Origin of the sequence: Sphingomonas pituitosa NBRC 102491 (genome assembly GCF_001598435.1) — a bacterium.
Lineage (GTDB): Bacteria > Pseudomonadota > Alphaproteobacteria > Sphingomonadales > Sphingomonadaceae > Sphingomonas > Sphingomonas pituitosa.
In genome coordinates this window covers 39175-61207 of record NZ_BCYY01000018.1, presented here as the reverse complement: position 1 = coordinate 61207, position 22033 = coordinate 39175, and the positions used below count along the sequence as shown (strand labels likewise).

Here is a 22033-nt window from a genome sequence, read left to right as displayed (position 1 = left end):
GTTTGGAGCAGCACGCATGGCATCGAACCCCCGTCCCCTGATCGGCCTTCTCGCGGGCGTCACCGCCGGCCTGGTCGCCTCGGCCGCGATGGCCGCGTTCCAGAACCAGGCGGGCAAGCTGATCCCCAAGGAAGACCAGAGCGACGGCGACCCCGCGACGGTCAAGGCCGCAGACGTGGTGGTCGAGGCGACCACGGGCGACAAGGTGCCGGAGCCGTACCGCGAGGCTTCCGGACAGGCGGTGCATTACATCGTCGGCGGCGTGCTGGGCGGCATCTACGGCCTGATTACCGAATACCGGCCGGAAGCGGCCTCCGGCTTCGGCGGCGCCTACGGCGTCGTCACCTCCGCGCTGCTCGACGAAGGCGCGGTGCCGGCGCTCGGCCTGGGCAGCGGGCCGACCAACACGCCGGCCTCGGTCCATGCATATGGCGCAGCCTCGCACCTCGTCTATGGCTGGGTGCTGGAGGGCGTGCGGCGGATCATCGCGGGCGCGCGGTAAGACCCCTCCCCCGCCACAAGCCGTCATCCCCGCCTCCGCGGGAATGGCGACGGGGTGGAAGGAGGGCGCAGTCCTTGCATCTCCCATCCCAATCGCCTTGCGCCATCCCCCTATTGCTATACCCTTTGCCCTTGCGGACGAGACTGGACTGATCCGGCGCGCGCCGCGACCCGCAAGTGCAGGGGAGGATGCCACTCTATGACGATCGTCTATTTCGCCATCGTCTGCGGCCTGATCGCCGTGGCCTATGGATTTTTCACGAGTCAGCAGGTGCTGCGCGCACCGGCCGGCAATGCCAAGATGCAGGATATCGCCGCCGCCATCCAGGAAGGCGCCAAGGCCTATCTGACGCGGCAATATACCGCCATCGCCGTGGTCGGTGCCGTTGTCGGCGTCGTGCTGTTCCTCACGCTGGGGCCCATCCCCACCATCGGCTTCCTGATCGGCGCGATCCTGTCCGGCGTGGCCGGCTTCGTCGGCATGAACATCTCGGTCCGCGCGAACGTGCGCACGGCCGAAGCGGCGCGCGGCAGCCTGCAGGGCGGGCTCACCCTCGCCTTCCGCTCCGGCGCGATCACCGGCATGCTGGTGGCGGGTCTCGGCCTGCTCTCGATCGCGGTGCTGTTCTGGTATCTCGTCGAAGTGGCGCACCATGCCCCGAACGACCGTATCGTCGTGCTCACTTTGTCGACGCTCGCCTTCGGCGCCTCGCTGATCTCGATCTTCGCGCGGCTGGGCGGCGGCATCTTCACCAAGGCGGCCGATGTCGGCGCCGATCTGGTCGGCAAGGTAGAAGCCGGCATTCCGGAGGACGACCCCCGCAACCCTGCCGTGATCGCCGACAATGTCGGCGACAATGTCGGCGACTGCGCCGGCATGGCCGCCGATCTGTTCGAAACCTATGTCGTCACGCTGGGCCTGACCATGGTGACGATCGCGCTGCTGTTGCGCGGCATCGATACCGTGCTGCTCACCCGGCTGATGGCCCTGCCGCTGCTGGTCGGGGGCGTGTGCATCATCACCTCGATCCTCGGCACCTATATGGTGCGGCTAGGCGCCAACCAGTCGATCATGGGCGCGCTCTACAAGGGTTTCTGGACCACCGTGATCCTGTCGGTCCCGGCGATCTACGGCGCCACCTATTATGTGCTGGGCGGACGGATGCAGGATTCGCTCGCCTCCCTGGGCGAGCCTTCCGCGCTGCTCGACGGCAGCTCGCTTTCGGCCGATGCGGTGGCCGCGGCTACCGCGATGCCGAACGTCACCGGCATGGGCCTGTTCTGGTGCATGATGATCGGCCTGGTCGTCACCGGCCTGCTGGTGTGGATCACCGAATATTACACCGGCACCAACTTCCGCCCGGTGAAATCCATCGCCAAGGCTTCGGTCACCGGCCACGGCACCAATGTCATCCAGGGCCTCGCGATCAGCCTCGAATCGACCGCGCTGCCGACGCTGGTGATCGTCGTCGCGGTGATCGCCACCTATCAGATCGCCGGCATCCTCGGCGTGGCGTTCGCCGCCACCTCGCTGCTGGCGCTGGCCGGCATGGTGGTCGCGCTCGACGCCTATGGCCCGGTGACCGACAATGCCGGCGGCATCGCCGAAATGGCGGGCCTGCCCGACGATGTCCGCCACAAGACCGACGCGCTCGACGCGGTGGGCAACACCACCAAGGCGGTGACCAAGGGCTATGCGATCGGCTCGGCGGCGCTGGCGGCCCTGGTGCTGTTCGGCGCCTACACCACCGACCTCGACCATTATCACGACGCGCTGGGGCTGACCGGGCCGGTCAACTTCTCGCTCTCCAACCCGTACATCATCGTCGGGCTGCTGCTCGGCGCGCTGCTTCCCTATCTGTTCGGCGCGTTCGGCATGACCGCGGTCGGCCGCGCGGCGGGATCGGTGGTGGAGGACGTCCGCGCCCAGTTCCGCGACAATCCGGGCATCATGGCGGGCACCAGCCGGCCCAATTATGCCCGCACCGTCGACATCGTCACCAAGGCGGCGATCCGCGAGATGATCATCCCCTCGCTGCTGCCGGTGCTCAGTCCGATCGCGGTCTATTTCCTGATCGCCGCGGTGGCGGGCAAGGAACAGGGCTTCGCCACGGTGGGCGCGATGCTGCTCGGTGTGATCGTCTCCGGCCTGTTCGTCGCCATCTCGATGACCAGCGGCGGCGGCGCCTGGGACAATGCGAAGAAATATATCGAGGACGGCAATTACGGCGGCAAGGGCAGCGATGCCCACAAGGCGGCGGTCACCGGCGACACGGTGGGCGATCCGTACAAGGATACCGCCGGCCCGGCGGTGAACCCGATGATCAAGATCACCAACATCGTCGCCCTGCTGCTGCTCGCGGCGCTGGCGGGCGGCGGCACGCACTGAGGACGTCAAATCCTCCTCCAGCTTGCTGGGGGAGGGGAACCGTTCGCGCTAGCGAATGGTGGAGGGGCTGCGCCGGAAGGCGCAGAAAGCGCCGATGGTGCAGGAACAACCGCCGCAGATCGCGGCGGCCCCTCCACCACCGCCTTTGGCGGCGGTCCCCCTCCCCTGCTGCGCAGGGGAGGATTTATCAACCTTGCCCTCCTACCGCCAACTCCCCACATCCCGAAGGAAGACGCGCGTGTTCCGCGCCGCCTTCCCTTTTTCCTTCCAGCGCTGTAAGGGCGACGCACTTTTACGCGCGCTAATCCCTGAGAGGCATTTTTTGGCCAAAGAAGAACTGCTTGAAATGCGTGGACAGGTTGTGGAGCTTCTCCCCAACGCCATGTTCCGCGTCCGGCTTGAGAACGATCATGAGATTCTCGGCCACACCGCCGGCAAGATGCGCAAGAACCGCATCCGCGTGCTGGTCGGCGACGAGGTGCTCGTCGAGCTGACCCCGTACGACCTGACCAAGGGCCGCATCACCTACCGCTTCAAGTAAGCGGGTGCCGCCCATGCGGCTCGTGCTCGCTTCCACTTCGCCGCGACGGCTTGATCTGCTCACCCGGATCGGCGCCGCGCCCGATCGCGTCGCTGCGCCCGATGTGGACGAGGATGTCCGCCCCGGCGAACTGCCGCGCCCCTATGTGCTGCGCGTCGCCACCGCCAAGGCGCATGCGGTGACGCGTGCCCCCGACGAGATCGTCCTTGCCGGCGACACCACCATCGCCGTCGGCCGCCGCATCCTCGGCAAGCCCGCGGACGAGGCCGATCTGCGCCGCATGCTGGCGCTGCTCTCCGGCCGTCGCCACCACTGCCTCTCCGCGCTCTGCGTGATCGGCGCCGATGGCAAGGCCCGCACCCGCGTGTCCGACACCGTCGTCGCCTTCAAGCGCCTCAGCGATGCCGATATCGACTGGTACGTCGCCAGCGGCGAAGGCATGGGCAAGGCGGGCGGCTATGCTATCCAGGGCAAGGCCGAGGCGTTCGTGCGCTTCCTCTCCGGCAGCCATTCGGGCGTCGTCGGCCTGCCGGTGTTCGAGGCGCGCGCGCTGCTCGCCGCCGCCGGCTACCCCCTTGGCTGAGTGGCTGTACGAGGCGGGGATCGGCGAGAACCGCGCCGCCCTCGTCGCGCGCGGGGTGATCTGGAAGGCACGGATCGAGCTCGCCGGCACCGGCCCGCAGGTCGGCGCGATCTGCGGGGCACGACTCGCCGATAAATCCAGCGGCAAGGTGACGCTCGACCGGGGCGGCGAGGCGCTGTGCGATCCGCTGCCCAAGAGCATCACGCAAGGCGCGCCGCTGAAGGTGAAGATCGTCCGCGAGGCGATCCCCGAACCCGGCCGCGCCAAGCTCCCCAAGGCCGTCCCCGCGCCCGCCGAAGCCCCCTTGGGCGACGGCCCGGACCTGCTTGCCCGCATCACTGCCAGCGATCATCCCGTGCGCACCCCACGCCCGCACGAGGCCGACGCACTGGAAGAGGCCGGCTGGTCCGAACTGCTCGACGAAGCCTATACCGGCGAGATTGCCTTCCCAGGCGGCGCGCTGCGCATGTCCCCCACGCCCGCGATGACGCTGTTCGACGTCGACGGATCGGGCCCGCTCGAACCCCTGTCGATCGCCGCCGCCCACGCCGTCGCCCGCGCGATCGAGCGATTTGGCATCGGCGGCTCGATCGGCATCGACTTCCCGACGCTGAGCAGCAAGGCGGCGCGCAACGCCGTTGCCGAGGCGATCGACGCCGCGCTGCCCCAGCCGTTCGAGCGCACCGCGGTGAACGGCTTCGGCTTCCTCCAGATCGTCCGCCGCCGCACCCGCCCCTCGCTGCCCGAGCTGCTCCACGCCGATCCGGTGGGTGCGGCGACCCGCGCCGAGCTGCGTCGCTTGGAACGCCTTCCCCCGCCGGTGCCGGCCACCCATATGGTCGATACCCGAATCGCCCGCCGCCTGGCGCGCGAGCCCGACTGGACCGAGACGCTCGCCCGGCGCATGGGCGGCGCGGTCCAGTTCGTGACCCCCAAGGAGTGACCCGCATGCCCCGCGACGCCTGCCCGATCTGCGGCACGCCCAGCACCGCCGACTTCAAGCCCTTCTGCAGCCGCGGCTGCAAGGATCGCGACCTGCTGCAATGGCTGGGCGAAGGCTATCGCGTCCCCGGCGAGCCTGCCGAAACAAATGTGCATTCGGGGCTGGACAGCCACGAATTCCCCGACTAACAGGCGCGCTCCCCGGCGGCTCCGCCGGTGTGCCCGGGTAGCTCAGTTGGTAGAGCATGCGACTGAAAATCGCAGTGTCGGCGGTTCGACTCCGTCCCCGGGCACCATCCACCTTTCCGCACAGTAATCGCACACATTAGCAGAGGCGATCTGCACGCTTACGTGCCCCTAGCGCACGTTTACGCACGTTAGACGCCCTAACGAGAGCGTAGAACGCGCGTCGTGTGCGGTTTGATAATCAACTTTGCGGAGTTTTGTGTAGGGTGGCCACCGCCCTTCCACTCCTCATCTTGTATAGGCGTGAGCAACCCACGCGATTCGTCGTAGAAAGCTTAAGCCACAACGCACCCTTACGGCTGCGACGCGGATTATCGCATCACGACCGATCCGGCTCACAACCCCTACTGCGGGTGCCACAAGGGCCATTGAGACCCACATGTCGAACCCTCCGGATCGTTCAGCGGTTCGTCTCCTCTCGAGCTGAGCAGACCAGGCTCTTGACCGGCGGGCACGCCCCAGGGATCACCCACTTATCACGCCTGGCATGGCTGGTGCAGGATGCGAAGGCGTTTTCCTCTCATCGAGGTGTCGTCACAATGGCAGCGCAGCGACATTGCGGCTGAGCTGAGGCGGAGCCCCACGGGCTTGGGTCAATGGAGACCTCCCTGAGAAGCTGCCTGCGTTATCGCAGCGACAAGCGACTCGTAGCGACGCGCGTCGTCTGCGTGGCGCTGTCGCGCCTGCGCGCTTCGAGCCTCGTCAATTTGCGCGCTCCTCGCAATCAGCAAGCTCTGCGAAAACTTCAATCGGACCTCTTCTAGCGGATGGGCCTTACGATTCGCGTCACTTTGCGTCGGCGCAAGGATGCTCGCTGCCTCAGCGGCACGGGCAGCGGTCGCGAACGTTGCGCCGACGGGAAGGATCCCGGATTCGATTGCGATACAGTCGGCCTCGGCTCTACCGGGCATCAGAGCCGCAGCGACGCCTTCATCAGATGCAAAAGAGAGGCATCTGTAGGTGCCGTCGAAGGAGAAGAGATTAAGCTGGCGATCGCCCTCGCCGGCTTCATATCGCGTCGTTGCATATCTCAAGTTTGCTTCTCCTTGCACCTTCCACCGTATGCCTCTCTTCGGCCCGCGACAGCGCTTGCACATTCCATGATGTAGGTTCGGGCTACGCTCATATCAGCCCGTATGGGCAAAGATCGTGAGCAGCGGCTATGCGTGCCGCGGCGCGAGGACCGCCGAGTGATCAGCGGCATCGCCGATGTGCTGCAGGCAGGCTACCGTTGGAAGGATGCGTCGGGCCTCTATGTCACGCGCCAGACCCTGTGAACGGCTTAGGTTGATCGAAAACGGGCGCCTGCCGCCCCCTATTACCCTAGTGGTATCGGAACCCCAACGAGCGGCAGGGTGCTGATTCCCACGGGCGCGAAGGGTCAACTGACGCGGGAGAAGCTGCCCTAGGTGGAACCTCTACAAGGATCTTAGCGCCGTAGGACGCATGTTCTGCCGCGTCGAATACTGCCGACGCCTCGCCAACCGCTATGCCGCCCCGCCGCCGTCTTTCTCGGCAGGATCCCCTCGCTAGCAGCGTCATCTGAAGCACTTGAGTGCCGGTTCTGGCGCGAGGCCAACGGGATGGTGGGCGACCGAACTGAAGTTTGCGGGATCAGGTCGATCGAGCGCCACTAAGGTGTCAGCGCTCGTTGCCGAAGGGAGCCGCAAACGTGGTCTCGCGTTTCAGCTGCTCAAGCAGTGCAGCTAGGACGAAGATATATGGAACAGCCGGGCCTCCACGGTCGTCACCGTGATAAGAATGGGGAAATCAGCCGCAAGCATGGCAACACCTTGGTAAGCTCGCTTCGAAAGATCTACGGAGCGTCCTTCGCTCCCTCAGCGGCGCCGCACGACAAACTGTCTGATGTCTTGGCCGATCTCGACGAGCCCTCCCTTAGCCAGCTTGTGCATGATCACGAGCGCGGGCACCTCGAGCGCAAGATCAGCGAAAGCCACTCGGCATAGTTCGCGAACATCGAGGAGGAGTGATGAAGGCCAACTTCGATCATCTTGACGGGCCGAGCATCGGTTTGCGGCCGCCCAACGCGGTCCGTAGCTTCGTTCAAGCCGAGACCGATCGCCTGACCGACGTGATCCTGTGTCCACCCCACTATCTTGCACCCGTCCCGTGCTGCGCGGTTACGCGCTCGAGCCTGGAGGGCGGGTTCACGGCATGCAGGTCGACGGCGCTTGGGCAACACGCGGCGCTTATACGGCTCCTTCGACGGCACGACGTACGCTGTCACGTGCTTGAGCCCTCGCCCGACGTGGCAGACATGTGCTTTACCAGGGACATTGGCGTATCGACGCCATTCGGCCATGTGGTCCTCAACCCGGCGATGCCTCACCGCCGCGGCGAGGTGGATGCTCATATAGCGGCGCTAAACACAGCTCGCATTCCATTCAGGCAGATCGTGCGGGGTACGCTCGAGGGCGGAGACGTCTGTGTCGCGCGGCAAGGGCTTCTGTTCGTCGGCATGTCCGGTGAGCGCAGTTCAGCGGCAGGTGTTGAGGAGTTTGCCTTACCATTCAGGCAGGCAGGGTGGCAGGTGATCATCTGCCCTTTCCACTCCGACCATCTTCACCTCGACACGATCTTCTGCATGGTAGGGCAACAGGAAGCCATCGGCTGCATCGACCTCCTTGATCCAACCTTCGTGAGTGCGGTACGCGCGTGCGGGATCACCATCTTGCCGGCGCCAGCCACGGAGGCAGGTAGACTGGGCTGCAACGTCCTATCACTGGGCGCGCGTCGCGTGATAGCCAGTTCCGAGATCGTCGCTACGATCCTGCGAGCATCGGGCTTCCTCGTCGACGTCGTGGATATCTCCCAGTTCGCCGCGTGCGGTGGCGGCGTTCACTGCCTGACTCAGCCACTTCACAGGTTGCCTGATGGTTTTCCCGGGCCGCTAAGGCTGAGCAGGTAAACCGCCGACGTGGCGTGAAGGAGATCTGGCGGAAACCTGCAGGCTGGGATGGTGCGGATGCGAGGAGCGCAACACGTCGAAACGTCCCATCACTCTCCAAAAGCCTCCTCAAGCTGGAAGCGAACGTAGCGGCACGAAGAAGCCATCCAGGATAGCAGTTCATCCATGTTCTGCGGGCCGGATACGTGCGGGAGTGGCCGCTCCTTGCCCCAAGGGGCCGTCATCCATCTGGCGGTTGCTGCCAAGTGGAGCTTCGATGACCATGACAGGTCGGGCACGTCGGTCGCAGGGATGATGCTGTCCCGTACCCGAGGCTCTGAGTGGATGAACTTGTCTGTTCGTACCTCGGCGAAGTTTGCGAGATCCATCTGCCAATGCGGGTGTGCGATGTCGTTGTCGTAGTTCGAATTCAGGTCCAGCGCCTCCCACTCCAGCCGCATGACCTGCTTGGCAGGAGATGATTGTGAGCGTGGCAGCCGCTCGAGGAACAGGATCAGTTGGCATCCGAGGAATCGGCTTCGGCTCTCAGTTTGGCGCGCCCAGGTGACTGAAAGGCCGAGCAGGGCCCGCCAACCCCGGCCTGAGACGATCTCGAGTACGGGCAGCTCAGCGCCTCGGTCGTCGAGCGCGAGTTCTCCGTGCCGGTCGCACACGAATTGATAGGTCTGCTCACGGCCATTTGGAACGCTGACGCACTCGAACGTCACATAGTCTTGTCGGGAGAGCTCCAGCGCGCTGTGTATCTCTGATCTCAGTCGATCCCGCATCGCTTCCAGGTCTTTTGGCGTAGCGGTGAGCGTGCGCAACATCATGCTTCGATGGTGAAGCCGTAGCACGCGGCTGCGAACGCGTTTCGTCGATCGAGCTCCGGGAACTGCCCGCGCCAGCCCAGAATTTCATCCAGCAAATGCGGCTTCTGAACGATGACGTCAGGTATTAGTGGAAGCGGCACGTGATTGACGTGCTTCTGCTGCAACGTGATCTGCCCCCCTCCGGCGTTTGTTGAGTACTCTCTAGCCACCCTAAAGAAGACGTCCGAGCTCATGAGCACGGTATATAGACCTAGCACTTCCACCAGCTCGCCGGCGTCAGGTGCAGCTTTGATCGCGCGCTTCAAGACAGTTGTCGGAAACCATGCGAACCCCTGGACGACCGCAAAGGCCCCATCCCTGTCGACAGCGAAGCCATCGTTTTTTATCCACTGCCGGCTCACGATCCGAGGTTCGGCGCTCGTACGCCATTTGTTTCGAGGTTCTGATTGCCTCCACCAACGCTCGCCGGCGCGAGCGCGGCTTCCTAAAGCGGACTTGGCGGGGAGCAGATGGCGCTCGTAGTAGCACGGGGCTGCCCTTTTCAGCTCAGCCTCGGTCATGATGTCCTCGCCAACCGAGAACAGATACTCGGTCGGGTTCACCGCGCCGCCAGCAATCGACCGCTTCTCGGCGATCGGGCGGAACGCGTGACGCTCCGCTGCAGGCAGATCATCCAGTTCAGCCGATGTGAGGATGAAAGCCTTGCGTTCACCTGCGCGAACGCCGGTGTGCACCGTGAAAAGATCATTCACGCGCGTCCGCAGTGCCCCAAGCGCCTCGCGCTCCTCTGCTTTGAGAAGCCCGGGAGCTGGTAGCCAGTTAGGCTTGAGAAGCATATCCTGAAGCGGAGTTGCATAGAGATTCCACGACAGTTCGCCACGCGACGCAGGCGCTGCGCTCACGAGCTCGCCTGTCATTCTCTCCCGCCTGAGCGTGCGCAGCGCAGTTGATGCCGCGCCCTGAATCTCAGACGCCCACATCATCTGCACGTCGCTGTCGTGCGCCAAGTTCGCGTCGGCGCCCTTCACTAGTGACAGAGCGCAGGCGTTTACGGTCGCGAAGCGGAACAGACTGTGATCGCCGAAGGTGCCGATCATCCTCGGCGTCGCCAGTTTCGCGAGGCTCTCCCGCCATGCGCGGCCGCTTTCGCTGGCGAGCACGCCTCCAGGAAGAAGCGCCGATATGATCGCGCCATTTTCGGCCGACCGCACGGCGCGCTGGATGAACGCCATGCTCTTGTCGGGGCGCCCCCGGTAGTCGGCACCAAGACTCGCGCGGACTGCGCCTTGTTCGGCCTTGCTCATGTCAGGCCAGGATCGAAAGGGCGGATTCATCAGGATCACCTGAGCAGGCGCGACCTCCTGCTCGTTGTCGAGAAAATCCCTCTGTTCCAGTACGGCGTCTACCTCGAAATCAATCCCGTCGCGCCTTGCGCAGGCGATCGCAAAACGCGCTGTCGCAATCGCTGTTGGCGAGATGTCGTACCCAACCACGCGGACCTTGCTCTTCCATCCGGTGCGCTGAAGAGCCGCGATCGCTTCAACGAGGAACGACCCGGAGCCGCAGGTAGGATCCATGATGGTCAGGTACCCGTCCGCGCCGATCTTACACCCTTGCAGTGACTGTTCGGCCAGAATCCGCGCAAGTCCGACGGGCGTATAGGCGATTTCCTTAAGGCTGTGGGGGCGGACGCGCACGCCAGTAGCAGACATCCCCCAGAGCTCACCTTGCGCCGGCTGTACGGGCGGGGCAAGGTGCGCCGCCTGGAACAGCTCCGCTCCAGCGTGTCGCACCGTAAGGTCGATGCGCAGCTCTCGCCCGCTACGGCTGTCCTGCAGCAGCGTTGCGAAGAACTTCCTCGCAAGATCGACAGAGACGGTCGCTTCCTCGATGCCATTGGGGTCAAGTCCGAAGGCCTGAGCATTCTCCGACAGCTGTCCAACCAGGTCTGGCATGTCGTCCGCTGGCACGGTTGGATTTGCCAGTCGAAGAGCAATTAACGCAAGGAAAGCGTTGAGCTGAGCTGTGTCAGATCCTGTCACCCGGGCGCGCAGCCCCTGGAAGCTGCCGATGACATGATCGACCACGTCCGCGGACGGTGAGCCCTTGCGCTCCAGGAAGGCAAGGAAACCCTCAAGATCGTCCTCGACAGCCCGGCGGCGGATGCGATCCGGCGAGCTCCCACTGGAGGATGTAACCGTCACATTATCCGCATCGACTAGAACATGATGCCGCATCATCGCGGACCACGACCAGCTGCGCCCAACGTCTGAGTTGCGTACATCGTCAACGGAGGATGCGACGGCATCCGAGAGAACGAAGCTGCCGGCGACCCCGTCAAGCATCGCCACATGCTCGCGTGCCGCATGCGGGCCAAAAAGTGGAGTCGCGGCCAAACCAAGGCGCCGCGACCAATGCTCGAAAATCACGGTCTGCCTCCGCTTACCCTTGACTCATTCTAAAGTGTTTTGGCCGCGACCACAAGCTCCGAGTCGGCTTGAGAACATAAAGGGAACAGTCCGTGTGTGCTAGTGAGTTTGCGTGGCGCAACCTGGCTCATCGCCATCGCAGGGGCTTGCTGACCCCGCACGCTCAGCGGCGCGCACGTTCGTCCCTATTGTCTGCGTCGGCGGCGCGCTGTCGAGAACGGGTGAGCGATTGGCCGCCGAAGAGTACCAAGGCCCAGAGCACTCGCGAGGAACGGTTGCCCATACGAAACGTTTCCGTCGACAGATCACACTGATGGATTGGGGAACCATGCAAGAAGCCGTTGCAGGCGAGGCGAGCGTCACGACGCTCACCGACACGCAGTTCAGGGAACAGCTGCAGGCCGTCATTCCTGACCTCCGGGCGTTCGCGCGAGGTCTAAGTGGGGACCGAGATGTCGCCGACGACCTTGTCCAGGAGACAATGCTTAAGGCGTGGATAGCACGCCAGCGGTTCCAGGCCGGTACAAACTTCAAAGCCTGGACATTCACGATCCTGCGAAACTATTATTTCACGCTGGTTCGCCGCAGGCGATTCGTGGGTGAGTGGAACGATCTCGTTGCGGATCGCGTGCTGGCTGCGCCTGCTGAACAGGACAGCACCGTAGAGCTTCGTGACGTGATGCGAGCGCTTCAGCAGATTCCCCCAGATCAGCGCGAAGCGCTCATATTGGTCGCGGCTGCGGGCATGTCGTATGAAGAGGCGGCTGAAGTTACCGGCGTAATGTTGGGCACCGTGAAGAGTCGCGTGTCGCGGGCTCGCTCCGCATTGGAGAGGCTCCTGGAAGATGGCGTCCTTAAAGGCAAACGGCGTGACGGCGATATCAGTGAGGCTGCGTTGAGCAGCGTTCTCACATCGTTGACAGTTATTCAGCGGCGCTATTCGCGTCAGGCAGAAGCCGCATCTTTGCCGATTGCGGCCTGACACGGCCGAACGATCTCAGCGAATATCTAATTTTTAGGCTCGGACGAACATTGTTCGGCGACGTTCGTGTCCCACAGCACCCTCGGCCTTCTCTGACTTCATGCGAAGGGAGTATGCGTTGACCCGAGAAGATCAAATCAAGACGTATCTCATCGCTCATGAACTGATCGAGCAGTACGGTGACGAGGTAACGATCGTCATCGACGCGCAGATCAACAATCAGCAAGCGCTGGGAGACGTCGAGCGCGTGGACGCATGGCTCCACATCAAGGAGGCCGCGGTGGAGACGCTTGAGGCGTCTGCAAGGCGCCTGCACTGAGTCAAAGCGCGTGGGCAATCGCGCACCGGACGCCCCCGCCCGGTGCGCGGGAGCGTCAGCTCTCCGAGGCCTCGGTGTTGCGAGCCTTACGAGCACTGGGCTTGACGGTAGCAGGAGCGGACGATTTGCTCTTCCGGCCCTTAGCACCAAGACCGATCTTGTGAGCCATCGCCCGACGAGCTTCGGAATAGCTGGGCGCTACCATCGGGTAGTCCGCCCTGAGGTTGTAACGCTCGCGATATTCCTCGGGGGTCAGGCCGTGCGTCGAGAGATGCCGGCGCAGCGTCCGGTATGGCTTGCCGTCGATCATGGAGATGATGTGATCTTTTGACGAGAGAGACTTGCGAACCGAGACCGCTGGCGTGAACTCGGTAGTAGGTACGCTCCCCTCCTGTTCCGGCTCAGCATGTTGCGAGCCCGACGAGAGCTCGGTTATCGTGCGGTGCATCGTGCGCAGGAATTCAGGAACCTCGTCCGCATTGATGCGGTTGTTCTGATTGATCAGCCAAGCTACCGTGAGCTCAGTCGCAAGTTCAACGGGGCTTGATGCATTCTCTTCCAGCAACGGGCTACCCTTCCCTTTTAGGATTTCGGAAGCCAAAAGCTGACCTCCGCCAGCCTTTGTTAGCGGCCAGGCGATCATCGTCAACTATATAGCGGCCGTCAGTACACAGGGTCGGAAAAATTGGCCTCGGGGGACTTGGTGCATTCTTCATTTCCGAAGCTAGCGTGGCAACGACGAAGGTCCCCGCCTCCGAATTAGACGTGCCTGCAACTGCAAGGCACGTCTAGAAGGATTCCCGGAAGTGCTGCCGCTCTCCGCGCTTCAGCGGGAGAAGAGCTGCGCGTCGGCGCCCATGTAGCGGGCATATTCCTCCGCATACCGTTCCGTGATGCGTTGCTGGTCGGCAGCCGGTGCGGATCTGGCCAGCTTGATGTACCAGGTGCCTTCTTCCGAATACACGTGGTGCAGGACAGCGCCGCGGATATGCTCGAGCTTGTCGTGATAGTCGTCGCTCGCTGGATCAAGGCGCTCGAGCAGGCCCATTTCCATCTTGGCGGCCGATTGCTCCTGGTAGGCCAGTTCCGCATGCCCGACCTGGTGATCCGCGGCCAGAGCCGGATATACTGCAGCTTCCTCAGCAACCGCATGGGCCGTCAGAAGAAGCCCCAGCTGCTTCTGCTCACGAGGACGATCTGCCGGAGCGGCCGCTCTCAGCCGCTCGAACTGCGCTTCGATGCCGCGGTGATGCTCAAGGATCTGAGATAGCCAGTCACCTGAACGTGCCACGGCCTTCGCTTCCTGCGTAGCCCTGAGACGTGCATCCTCAGTCTCGGGCGGGGTGACGGCTGCGATTACAGAATCGACGATCGACATGTTCAAGTCTCCGCTTTGGATCGCTTGCACAAACAAGAGGCTGTGCCCCCCGTTCCTCCTGCGAATGGAAATCAGGTCCTTGCGGCGAACCAGGATTCCAAGACTGACCATCCATCAGGCCCGTCCCCTTTCCGGTGATTGGACCGATGGCTTCGCCAGAAGCCTCTGCGGCGCAGATATCCACGGGTCGCAAGCTCTGCACTAAGCGACTCTTGGGAGACGCGAGGGCCACCGGTCCGCCGGCACCTCCGGCATACGGTCGAATGCGTCCCCGGTTAGATTCGTCTGCACTCTTCCCGGTTCGACGGTGAAGTTCCTGGGATCCAGAGCATGGAGCGTTTCTCCAAGTCCGCCTAGGCCGCCACAAGACACGACCAGATACACCAGACTGTTGTCCTCGCTGCTGAGCATGGCGTCGACAACGGTGCCGATCGCCTGTCCCGACACGTCGTGAACCGAGGCGTTCAGGAGCGAGCCGGCGGCTACGAGGGTAGGCCCGGCCTTCTGCTTGGACACTCGTGTAGCCCGCATGCTTCCGTCGACGAACTTGGCCTGCCGCCCCAGCCACCGGTAGATCCCGATGGCGTTGACGGCGGTGAGGAATACGTTGGAGACGAGAAGTCCTGTCTGTCCGCTGGAGACGCCCAGGATCGACCAGCAGACCGATCCTATCGTGAAGATCACGAACCCCCAGCCTGTCACGCGCACGCTGACGTTCGCAGCGGTCATCATGGCCGCGATCATCGTCGCGGCCGGAGCTATGAAGCCAATGATGCTGTTCATGCCTCAACCTGTCAGAAGTTCGCCCTGGAACGAGAGGAGGAGGACGGTCGTTCCGCGCAGCCGAACTGCTCCTGCAGGCAACGGCCGGCCTGTCCGGACTGAAGCAGCTTTGTTGCGCCCTTGACCTCCCGCACGCCTTCGGCATGCTCGCCCTTCTTGTCGAAGGGGCGATCGCGATCTTGGTCTGCGGTCATCCAGCACGTCGGGTAGATACACGCCATGGTTGAAGAGGATGGTCCCGGCTCGAATCCTTTCGGACTGGTCGATCATAGCGCCTTCGCAGCATTCGGCGCCGAACTCGTCTACGGCATACGTCCAGATGGATCGCTCGTGCATGTGTCGAGCGTTCCCCGAGGTCTCGCCTGTCAGTGTTCCTGCCCTGCTTGCGGAGGCACGTTGATCGCACGCAGGGGCGACTTCAACATTCCGCACTTTGGACATCATGCCAAGGGCGGGGGGTGCGGGTACAACCCTGAGACCAACGCGCACAGCTGGGCCAAAGAAGTGCTTGGAAGAGAGCTGCGCCTGCTTCTGCCATCCGTGGCAGCAATGGTAGGCAGGCGGCGACTGCAGACCTACGACGAGCGTGTGTTTACCTTCACCCACGCAGAGCTTGAGAAGTTCATGGGCGACATCGTGCCCGACGTGGTGCTGACCGCGCCCGATGGCCGCAAGCTGCTCGTCGAGGTCCTGGTCACGCATGCCTGCGGGCCCGAGAAGATCGAGAAGCTGCAGGAACGAGGAATCGCGGCTCTACAGATCGACATGTCGGCCTGGCGGAAGAGCAGCGATCGGCGGGAGATCGAGCGCGCCCTGATCGACGGCGCCCCTCGCGAGTGGCTCTTCAACCCCAAGGTCGAAGAGGCGAAGGAGCGTCTCCAGGCTCAGATCGCCAGACACGCCGTCGCGGAAGAAGCAATGAGGCGCAGGGCCGCCGAACGGCTCGCCGCCACATCTCGAGCAGAGGAGGCGCGCGCGAGGCGTGCACTTGATGCAGAGACACGCAAGTTTGAAGTGGCTCTGCAACGTGCGCGTCACAGTACGACAGGTGCAGGCTTCGACGAGCTGCAGGGCGTACGGGCTGACGCCCAGCTCGCGCCGCTCCTTCTGCCTAGCGCTTTTACGGACGGTTTCACCGTCCCAAGCACCAGATGGCAGGCTGCGTTGCTCATCCGCCGAGTCCAGGTCGAGATTGGCGACGAATTCCATCTTCCCAACTTCGACCTCGATGCAGCAGTACGATCGATCTCCGACTGCATCGGCGAGCCGTTCGAGATGGAGGTGCCGGAGCACGTGGCACGCGCGCTTCGCAGCAAAGGACTGGTAGGGAAGCTGCCGCGGGACGCCATCGAAGACTACCTGCAGTACCTATGCGACCAATACATCCTGCAACGGGATGGTGGCGGCGGCTTCGAGGTCGCCGACGACCGCGCGGAAAGCCTCGCGAAGCAGCAGGAGCAGTGGCTCGTCCGCAAGCGTCGCAGGAAGACGGTCGATCAGGCTCTGGATACTATCCTGAGCCTGATACCTCCCGATGAGCAGGGTGCCTTCGATCGCAGCCAGTGGGAGACGCGGAACATACCGGATCTGGGGCGCTCGCTTCATGCATTTCTGAAAGCGCCACAAGCCCGGTGGCAGGAGCTGCGAGACGCGCTTCAGGCAATCGAACGGATGATGCAGGATGGCGCTCCCGCGAGGACACTGCTCGGCCTACCGGTGGAGGGCGCGCTTCGCCGGGCAAGGAACCGGGAACGAAGCCGGGCGCAGGGTGAAGCAGATGCTCGGGAGCGCACGCTGAGCATCGCGGCGTTCGATGCCTTAGAAGAGGCGGCTCGGGATTGGCTCTACACGCCTCCGGATGCGGATGCTCCAATCGTTCTCGCTCGTAACTCGCAGGCTGGTTTGGATGCAGCCCTTCATAACCTGGCGGATGAAGCGAGAAGGCGCAAAATGGAAGCTGCAGCCAACCTCCTTGCTGCCGAATGTCGTCGAGAGTTGAAGATGGCAGCGGAGAAGGGCCTGGGCGCAACGAAGTCGCGCTTCTTCCTCCACAACTACGATGCCAGCCTGAGGGCTCGTCCATGGGATGTTGCCATCAGCAAGGCTGGCCTGGCCAGCGCCCTCGCTGAGCTAGCAGCCTGGATCAAGCGGGAAAAGCGTTCCAAGCGTTAGGTTCCTAGTTCCTGAAGCGATTGCACGTAGCGGTGTCCGCGATGGATCCTCACCAGGCCGGCAGGGTGATGGACCGCGTCGTCTCGAGTTCGGCCATGCCGCCCGTCGCCGTCTTGAGGTGGCCCTGACGTCGATGCTGATCGCGCCGTCGGCCGGACTGGCGCGCGTCCACTCAAGCATATTCCTTTCGAAGGCAGTTTTGGCGTTTACCCCCCGCTACGTGCGGCATCAGCGCCTGTCCTACGGAACGCGTGCGGGTAGGATGCGCCGGCTGGCGAGCACAGTCCTTGGGGTTTCCCACCGGACACGGCAAGCTCGCAGGTTGCTTGTCAGCGCTCTCGCTGGAACGTCCTCAACCTTTCGGCAGCATCTTCTCGGTACAGCGACTGCATGATCCAAGAAGACGTCGATTCCACGGGAAGTTATCTTACGGAGCGGATGGCCGAGGCTTTTAGAAGTCTTAGCGGTCGTGATTATGCCCTTGGAGGAACGCTGTCAGTCATCCTGCTCTTCGTGGTCATGAACGGAGTCGGCTTCCTGTCGACCTCCCCTCTAAAAGAACATACCGTGTCCACTAGGTCTATGTCACAATGCCGCAGCAGATCCTGACCCACGTCTATCGTCTCCAGCCCACGCGTGCGCAGCACGCGGCGCTGGCGAAGATCCTGAAGGACCAGCGGTTCCTGTACAACGCGGCGCTGCAGGAGCGCCGTGACGCCTGGCGGCGGGCGAAGGTGTCCATCGGCCTAAACGACCAGACCAGGGCGCTCACCGAGATTCGCGGCTTCGACCCGACCTACAGCGGTGTTCCTTACGATGTCTCAAAGTGGACGCTCAAGCGGCTTGACGACGCGATGCGGGCGTTCTTCAAGCGTGTAAAGGCCAAGGCCGGCAAGGCAGGCTTCCCGCGCTTTAGGAGCGAAGCGCGCTGGCGGAGTTTCGGCTTCCACCAGAAGGATGGTCTCCGCGTTCGGAACGGTCGGCTGCTGTTCAGCGGCGGCATCGTGGGTGGACTGCGGATGCGGATGCATCGCCCACTCCCGGACGATGCGGTCCTCAAGTCTGCGGTATTCACGCGCGAAGGCAACGTCTGGCGCGTAGCGTTGACAATCAAGACGGAAACGGCTCCGGGTCATTCCAGGGCCAGCACCGCAATCGGCGTGGACGTCGGCGTGAACTGGCTGGCGGCGACCTCGGATGGCGTGTTCTTTGAAAACCACCGACCTCGCAGACAGCGGGAGAAGGCGCTGCGCCGCGCGGCCCGCGCGCTGGCGCGGTGCCAGCAGGGATCCCGGCGTCGGCGGAAGGTCCGAGCCCGGCTGCAGCGGGAACAGCGGCACGTGCGCAACATCCGCACCACCTGCATGCACGACGTGGCGAACGCCATCGCGCGTTCCGCCTCGACGATCTTCGTCGAGGCGCTCAACCTCAAGAACATGACCCGATCGGCTAGCGGCTCGCTGGCCGAACCGGGCGTGCAGGTCATGCAGAAGCGTGGCCTCAACCGGAGCTTGGCGGATGCCGCTCCGGGCCGTCTGATCGCGATGCTGCGCTACAAGGCTGAGAGAGCCGGTGTCGAGGTGGTCGCGATCGATCCCAGGAACACGTCCCGGACGTGTTCCGCGTGCGGCGTCGTGGACGCCGCGCAGCTGGGTAGGGACCGCTACCGATGTGGTTGCGGCCTTGACCTCCAGCGGGATCATAATGCGGCGATCAACATATTGCAGCGCGGCTTCGCCGTGCACGAGGCGGCTAGGCGCCTCGGGGACCGCAACGTGGCCGGTCGCGGCGAGCGTGGTCCCGTGAACGCGGACCCGCTGGCGGCCTAGCCTCCAGCGACCGTACCAGGATTTCTAAGGGTGGAGCTTTCCACACGAGAATCCGAATAGCCTAAAAGTGGGGGCGATCACGTACAATGCTCATCCCTATTACGCCGACGTACAGAACAGCGAAGATCAACGCTGTGAAACCCGCTATGGTCAGAACGCGGCGGCCCGTAAGGATGCACACCGCGGCGGCGACGGCCAGGGCGAGGCTGAGGAGAAGAGCGCGACCTTGTGCCTTGCTCGCCTCCAGCTGCGCGAAGCGCGAGCCGCCAATCTGATCGCGGTCGAATACAATGCCATTTCGGCCGATGCTGCTTGGTGGGCTCGGCTGAGTGGCATGCTGGTCACCGTCCTGGGGCTGGTGAGCGTGATTGGCATCATCGTCGCCCTCTTTGCCGCTTCTGACGCCGGGAGGGCGACCAACGCCAGCTTTGCGATGATCGCTCAGGCTAGACGGACGAGCAGAGCCTATCTCGAGATCATGTGGGACCCCGACATGCCCTGGCCGGCCAAAATCCGCAATTCTGGCAGCACGCCCGCCATCGCGCGCTCCATAAGGGTGAGCTACCCTGACTTCGACATCGTTAGCCGTGATCCTTCGGTCATGGTCTGGCATGAGCACAACGTGCTGGACGACGTGATCGCTCCTGCGAGCAGCTTGGCCTGTCTGCTGCCCTTTGTCCCCGGCGACCGCGCGCACGGCGTTCTGGTCGGTGTTCTGTTTTGTGACGTGCACAACTATATATGGTGTTCCTGGCGCCACTTCACGGTAGACAAAGGGACCGGCGCTCTGCAGCATGGGCGAAGCGGTGAGTTCCCGTGCGGCAAGGTCGATGAGCATGAGCATAACGTCTCCATGAGCTATTGATGTTCGCGGCCAAGTTGTTCCGGTTGGCAGCGCGAGTGGCAGTGCTTCCACCTGGAGGGTGCAAGGTCGGCTCGAGAAAATAGGAAAGAGTCTCGCCGAGGTCGTAAGGTATACGTGGCTCTCCGGGGGCGTCGGTCGCTGTTGCGGAGACGCAGATCGCGGCGGCTACGCTCGACCCAGACAGCATCTACCTCGCTGCGAGCGAAAAGAACTTCTGCCGGAATCTCGACGATGCACCGGCGATCGCCGTGGTTATCGAGTATGCTGACATGCGGCCGGTGGCGTTGCTGGGCGGTCGTCGGGCGGATGGCTACCGGCAAGTACCTGCGCCGGCAGCATGGCGAGGACCGCCGCTGATAATGTCGCGACCGAGCCGCATCGAAGCGACGAAATCGGTGATTTGTAATTTTCCACGAACCATCTCCTACCGGAGGTGGCCACACGGGTCGGGCTACGAAAGCTTTTGATGTCCCCCCTGTTTTCGCTAGAAAGTTATATCGTTCGCTGCTTATGCGATGCAGCATAGGCCTGTGACCGACACGGAAGACCGATGGTTTAGACTAGACCCCTGTGATCCATATGCTGATCAGGGAGCGGTACGGATCCGACAGGCACGATTCCAGGAAGGTTCGATGCCCAGCTTTTTCATTCCCCTGGTCGATGCTGCTCACCAGGAGGAGGCATATTACGGCATGGCAGCTTTTGTCGGCGGCACTCCCCTGCCGGCGGAAGAGCGCATCTACTCGATCACGTTCAGGCATGATGGGGAAGTCTGGACGGCGACGGTTGGCGAGAGGATGAAGGGCAAGGCCACAGCTACTTCCGCGGTCGGCAGAGAACGTGCCGGGCGGGACCCGCTCCGCTGGTCCGCAGACACAGTAATCGCGATCTACGCAGGAAGCACGGTCCCGTATCTGATCGCGCACGATGGAGCCGGTCGCAACCGCTGGAACATGCCTGTCTGGGTGCGAGACGTGCTCAACGTGGCGACGTTCGATTGAGCATCGGACCGTCTGTCGCCACGGAGCGCTGCCGACGCGCAGGTAGGTGGTACGTCGGCGGTCGTCGCTTGCCTGTGAACACCCGCACATGAGATGGACCAGTGACTTGGCCATGGGCGCAAGCCCAATCTCGACTAGTCATCCCGAGCGGCAGGTCGGCCTGCCACCGGCCGTCACCGGTCCCTACGCAGGCCAGAAGCTAGAAGAGCCCGCACGCGGGACGTACGGGCTCTTCATGCCGTCGCGCGCAGCCAAAACGGCAAGCTGCGGCGCCAGTGCGACCCGGCCATCCTCAAGGGACGTGCTTCCGGTCGCACTTTCTGCCGTGGCGTGAACGGCTCCGCAACTAGGTACAAAGACTATATGCTGGCTTCCTCGATGCGAGCGGGAGACACCTGCCGAGTGTTGCCGGCCACTGCCAGCGGCCAACTTTCGACCGCCGCATGTCGGCGATCGGGATCTACAGTCACCCACGGACCTCTCGATTTTCCGAGAGCTAACGCATGGAACATGCTCCCGAACAGTGCTCGAGAGATGTTCTCACTCAGGTCATGCCTGCCCCGCAAATGGTGTGCCGTTCCTCGTGCGACTGGTCCGGCGGCCAAGCTCCTCGCAAGCCATTTGCGAAGGGGCTCCTTCATGAGCGAAGCGGACATATCCCGATCGCCAGGTAAGCACCCCCACTTCCCTTAGAAGCTTCAAGGTTCGATTCACATGCACCGGCGTGAGGCCGAGAACGTCTGCGAGGATGTCCTGCGTGATCGGAAGCTGAAACGCTTCAGGCTGCGCCATTCCTGAGAGCAAGAGCCGATCACGCATTTCCCACATCCAGTCCTCCACCCGCTCAAACGCGTTCATGCGCCCAAGGCGCACCACCTGCCGATGCAGATACGCCTGTTCGACCGCTGCTGCCGCTACATACGCACTGGCGAGGGACTGCCCTTCGGGAGCCGGGCACAGCGTGGCCTGCCCCACGGAAGTGAGATCCGTCGTGATCGCAAAGTTCAGCGCAGTACCGGGAGTGATCACATCGCCCGGCACGTAGAAGCCGATGATCTGCCGCCGACCATCCCGATGAGACGTCGACCGCGCAAGCCACCCATCCAGTACCAGAAGTCGGCTTCGACCGGATGGGCCGCTCAGCTTCAGTTGCTTCTCTTCAGAAATGACAAAGGATGATTGCGCCGCTTCCCGCACCTTGACGCGGTCCGAGAGAGACAGTTCTGCCAACGCGGCAAGCCGCATGACCAGCCGCTCTTCAAAAATAGGATATGCCAGCTGCATGTGCTCTGAACCAACTCAGATCAGGTTGGTTCAGCACCGAAAGCATGC

At 63.2% G+C, this 22033-nt stretch carries 22 protein-coding genes and 1 tRNA gene; 16 read left to right on the top strand and 7 right to left on the bottom strand.

Features of this window, described 5'->3' with window-relative positions:
• Positions 1-16: 16 nt before the first annotated feature.
• The 10 genes from SPI01S_RS14900 (at position 17) to SPI01S_RS14860 (ending at position 8131) form a co-directional block, all read left to right on the top strand.
• The gene (locus SPI01S_RS14900) at positions 17-502 is read left to right on the top strand and encodes a hypothetical protein (RefSeq protein ID WP_066724103.1); all 486 of its coding nucleotides are present in this window, start codon (positions 17-19) and stop codon (positions 500-502) included.
• 198 nt (positions 503-700) lie between these two features.
• Positions 701-2890 carry a sodium-translocating pyrophosphatase gene (locus SPI01S_RS14895; RefSeq protein WP_066724100.1) on the top strand — a complete coding sequence of 730 codons (2190 nt, stop codon included), beginning with the start codon at positions 701-703 and terminating at the stop codon, positions 2888-2890.
• A gap of 322 nt (positions 2891-3212) precedes the next feature.
• The gene (gene infA / locus SPI01S_RS14890) at positions 3213-3431 is read left to right on the top strand and encodes a translation initiation factor IF-1 (RefSeq protein ID WP_003049127.1); all 219 of its coding nucleotides are present in this window, start codon (positions 3213-3215) and stop codon (positions 3429-3431) included.
• A gap of 13 nt (positions 3432-3444) precedes the next feature.
• On the top strand, positions 3445-4014 hold the full coding sequence (locus SPI01S_RS14885) for a Maf family protein (RefSeq protein ID WP_066724097.1): 570 nt from the start codon (positions 3445-3447) through the stop codon (positions 4012-4014).
• Positions 4007-4957 carry an Rne/Rng family ribonuclease gene (locus SPI01S_RS14880; protein ID WP_066724094.1) on the top strand — a complete coding sequence of 317 codons (951 nt, stop codon included), beginning with the start codon at positions 4007-4009 and terminating at the stop codon, positions 4955-4957. The genes SPI01S_RS14885 and SPI01S_RS14880 overlap by 8 nt, the downstream gene beginning before the upstream one ends.
• A gap of 5 nt (positions 4958-4962) precedes the next feature.
• Entirely contained in the window at positions 4963-5145 is a 183-nt protein-coding gene (locus SPI01S_RS14875; protein ID WP_066724252.1) for a DNA gyrase inhibitor YacG, read from the top strand.
• Between the two features lie 31 nt (positions 5146-5176).
• Positions 5177-5252 (top strand) — tRNA-Phe (locus SPI01S_RS14870).
• 1086 nt (positions 5253-6338) lie between these two features.
• Positions 6339-6479 carry a hypothetical protein gene (locus SPI01S_RS22370; protein ID WP_157084728.1) on the top strand — a complete coding sequence of 47 codons (141 nt, stop codon included), beginning with the start codon at positions 6339-6341 and terminating at the stop codon, positions 6477-6479.
• Between the two features lie 444 nt (positions 6480-6923).
• Positions 6924-7169 carry a hypothetical protein gene (locus SPI01S_RS21920; RefSeq protein ID WP_084253497.1) on the top strand — a complete coding sequence of 82 codons (246 nt, stop codon included), beginning with the start codon at positions 6924-6926 and terminating at the stop codon, positions 7167-7169.
• A gap of 23 nt (positions 7170-7192) precedes the next feature.
• On the top strand, positions 7193-8131 hold the full coding sequence (locus tag SPI01S_RS14860) for a dimethylarginine dimethylaminohydrolase family protein (protein WP_066724087.1): 939 nt from the start codon (positions 7193-7195) through the stop codon (positions 8129-8131).
• Between the two features lie 89 nt (positions 8132-8220).
• Here SPI01S_RS14860 and SPI01S_RS14855 read toward each other — a convergent pair whose 3' ends face one another.
• Both SPI01S_RS14855 and SPI01S_RS14850 read right to left on the bottom strand, forming a co-directional pair.
• Positions 8221-8940, bottom strand: a complete 720-nt coding sequence (locus SPI01S_RS14855) for a hypothetical protein (protein WP_218017622.1) — start codon at positions 8938-8940, stop codon at positions 8221-8223.
• Positions 8940-11372 carry an N-6 DNA methylase gene (locus SPI01S_RS14850; RefSeq protein WP_157084727.1) on the bottom strand — a complete coding sequence of 811 codons (2433 nt, stop codon included), beginning with the start codon at positions 11370-11372 and terminating at the stop codon, positions 8940-8942. Before SPI01S_RS14850 ends, SPI01S_RS14855 begins: the two co-directional genes overlap by 1 nt.
• 328 nt (positions 11373-11700) lie before the next feature.
• Here SPI01S_RS14850 and SPI01S_RS14845 point away from each other — a divergent pair, with 328 nt between their 5' ends.
• Positions 11701-12354, top strand: coding sequence for a sigma-70 family RNA polymerase sigma factor (locus SPI01S_RS14845; protein WP_066724249.1), 654 nt, complete (start codon positions 11701-11703; stop codon positions 12352-12354).
• Positions 12355-12472: 118 nt separating this feature from the next.
• On the top strand, positions 12473-12673 hold the full coding sequence (locus SPI01S_RS14840) for a hypothetical protein (protein WP_157084726.1): 201 nt from the start codon (positions 12473-12475) through the stop codon (positions 12671-12673).
• 55 nt (positions 12674-12728) lie between these two features.
• Here SPI01S_RS14840 and SPI01S_RS14835 read toward each other — a convergent pair whose 3' ends face one another.
• The 3 genes from SPI01S_RS14835 to SPI01S_RS14825 form a co-directional block, all read right to left on the bottom strand.
• On the bottom strand, positions 12729-13238 hold the full coding sequence (locus SPI01S_RS14835) for a Ros/MucR family transcriptional regulator (protein ID WP_066724076.1): 510 nt from the start codon (positions 13236-13238) through the stop codon (positions 12729-12731).
• A 261-nt stretch (positions 13239-13499) separates the two neighbouring features.
• Positions 13500-14051 carry a hemerythrin domain-containing protein gene (locus tag SPI01S_RS14830; RefSeq protein WP_066724246.1) on the bottom strand — a complete coding sequence of 184 codons (552 nt, stop codon included), beginning with the start codon at positions 14049-14051 and terminating at the stop codon, positions 13500-13502.
• A 201-nt stretch (positions 14052-14252) separates the two neighbouring features.
• Entirely contained in the window at positions 14253-14834 is a 582-nt protein-coding gene (locus tag SPI01S_RS14825; protein ID WP_066724075.1) for a PRC-barrel domain-containing protein, read from the bottom strand.
• A gap of 219 nt (positions 14835-15053) precedes the next feature.
• Between SPI01S_RS14825 and SPI01S_RS14815 the strand changes: the two genes are divergently transcribed.
• Complete coding sequence (locus tag SPI01S_RS14815; protein ID WP_157084725.1) at positions 15054-17006, top strand: competence protein CoiA family protein; 1953 nt, start codon at positions 15054-15056, stop codon at positions 17004-17006.
• 49 nt (positions 17007-17055) lie between these two features.
• Here SPI01S_RS14815 and SPI01S_RS23255 read toward each other — a convergent pair whose 3' ends face one another.
• A complete protein-coding gene (locus SPI01S_RS23255; protein WP_281179442.1) occupies positions 17056-17178 on the bottom strand; it encodes a hypothetical protein in 123 nt (40 codons plus the stop codon).
• A 418-nt stretch (positions 17179-17596) separates the two neighbouring features.
• Between SPI01S_RS23255 and SPI01S_RS14810 the strand changes: the two genes are divergently transcribed.
• The 3 genes from SPI01S_RS14810 to SPI01S_RS14800 all read left to right on the top strand — a co-directional run bounded on the left by SPI01S_RS14810 (position 17597) and on the right by SPI01S_RS14800 (position 20701).
• Entirely contained in the window at positions 17597-18835 is a 1239-nt protein-coding gene (locus SPI01S_RS14810; protein ID WP_066724067.1) for an RNA-guided endonuclease InsQ/TnpB family protein, read from the top strand.
• 67 nt (positions 18836-18902) lie between these two features.
• On the top strand, positions 18903-19700 hold the full coding sequence (locus SPI01S_RS14805) for a hypothetical protein (RefSeq protein ID WP_066724065.1): 798 nt from the start codon (positions 18903-18905) through the stop codon (positions 19698-19700).
• Positions 19701-20332: 632 nt separating this feature from the next.
• On the top strand, positions 20333-20701 hold the full coding sequence (locus SPI01S_RS14800; RefSeq protein WP_066724062.1) for a hypothetical protein: 369 nt from the start codon (positions 20333-20335) through the stop codon (positions 20699-20701).
• Between the two features lie 549 nt (positions 20702-21250).
• Here SPI01S_RS14800 and SPI01S_RS14795 read toward each other — a convergent pair.
• Entirely contained in the window at positions 21251-21985 is a 735-nt protein-coding gene (locus tag SPI01S_RS14795; RefSeq protein ID WP_157084724.1) for a helix-turn-helix domain-containing protein, read from the bottom strand.
• Positions 21986-22033 lie beyond the last annotated feature (48 nt).

Coding starts and splice junctions, on each gene's coding strand:
- SPI01S_RS14900 (WP_066724103.1), top strand. CDS start 17: ATGGCATCGAACCCCCGTCCCCTGATCGGCCTTCTCGCGGGCGTCACC.
- SPI01S_RS14895 (WP_066724100.1), top strand. CDS start 701: ATGACGATCGTCTATTTCGCCATCGTCTGCGGCCTGATCGCCGTGGCC.
- SPI01S_RS14885 (WP_066724097.1), top strand. CDS start 3,445: ATGCGGCTCGTGCTCGCTTCCACTTCGCCGCGACGGCTTGATCTGCTC.
- SPI01S_RS14875 (WP_066724252.1), top strand. CDS start 4,963: ATGCCCCGCGACGCCTGCCCGATCTGCGGCACGCCCAGCACCGCCGAC.
- SPI01S_RS22370 (WP_157084728.1), top strand. CDS start 6,339: ATGGGCAAAGATCGTGAGCAGCGGCTATGCGTGCCGCGGCGCGAGGAC.
- SPI01S_RS21920 (WP_084253497.1), top strand. CDS start 6,924: ATGGAACAGCCGGGCCTCCACGGTCGTCACCGTGATAAGAATGGGGAA.
- SPI01S_RS14860 (WP_066724087.1), top strand. CDS start 7,193: ATGAAGGCCAACTTCGATCATCTTGACGGGCCGAGCATCGGTTTGCGG.
- SPI01S_RS14855 (WP_218017622.1), bottom strand. CDS start 8,940: ATGTTGCGCACGCTCACCGCTACGCCAAAAGACCTGGAAGCGATGCGG.
- SPI01S_RS14845 (WP_066724249.1), top strand. CDS start 11,701: ATGCAAGAAGCCGTTGCAGGCGAGGCGAGCGTCACGACGCTCACCGAC.
- SPI01S_RS14830 (WP_066724246.1), bottom strand. CDS start 14,051: ATGTCGATCGTCGATTCTGTAATCGCAGCCGTCACCCCGCCCGAGACT.
- SPI01S_RS14825 (WP_066724075.1), bottom strand. CDS start 14,834: ATGAACAGCATCATTGGCTTCATAGCTCCGGCCGCGACGATGATCGCG.
- SPI01S_RS14815 (WP_157084725.1), top strand. CDS start 15,054: ATGGTTGAAGAGGATGGTCCCGGCTCGAATCCTTTCGGACTGGTCGAT.
- SPI01S_RS14810 (WP_066724067.1), top strand. CDS start 17,597: ATGCCGCAGCAGATCCTGACCCACGTCTATCGTCTCCAGCCCACGCGT.
- SPI01S_RS14800 (WP_066724062.1), top strand. CDS start 20,333: ATGCCCAGCTTTTTCATTCCCCTGGTCGATGCTGCTCACCAGGAGGAG.
- SPI01S_RS14795 (WP_157084724.1), bottom strand. CDS start 21,985: ATGCAGCTGGCATATCCTATTTTTGAAGAGCGGCTGGTCATGCGGCTT.